Raw genomic sequence first — 479 nt, forward strand, 5'->3', positions numbered from 1 at the left:
GTGATAACTTAAGGAAAAAACATAAGGGCGACTTACGTGCTTTAGAGCATAATTACGCAAGGCAGCTTAAGTATCAAGAAACCGGCTTAAATGATTTAACCATTGGTGAATACATAGAAAACCGCGATCGATACAAAAATATGAAGCGTAAGGGGACTGGAACTGCTCAAAATTATTTTAGAGATAAGTTTAAGTTTAAACTATTTCAATCTCTCAATAGAGCATACAGCAGCAAATTATCATATGCTGAAGCCGAAAAATTAGCCTTGCAAAGAGCAACAGAAATTATGGGCAATTTACATGCATTACATGACCCTGATATGGGCGCTGGCGGTTATGATAATGTTACTCGTCTGGGTGATAAAAGAGTTAATGAATCTATAGGTCCGCAGTGGGCTAAAGCCCCCGTAGGAAGTAAAAAAGGGGATAAAACACGCGTGGAATTAATGGATGAGCAAGTTGAAAAAGCATTTAAAGAA

At 37.8% G+C, this 479-nt stretch carries 1 protein-coding gene; it reads left to right on the plus strand.

The features are described from left to right. Window positions 1–479: polymorphic toxin type 15 domain-containing protein (locus CKO50_RS23220; protein ID WP_255231211.1), on the plus strand; the 479-nt coding region annotated here is incomplete at both ends.

The organism is Pseudoalteromonas sp. HM-SA03, assembly GCF_002289345.1.
Taxonomy (GTDB): Bacteria; Pseudomonadota; Gammaproteobacteria; order Enterobacterales; family Alteromonadaceae; genus Pseudoalteromonas.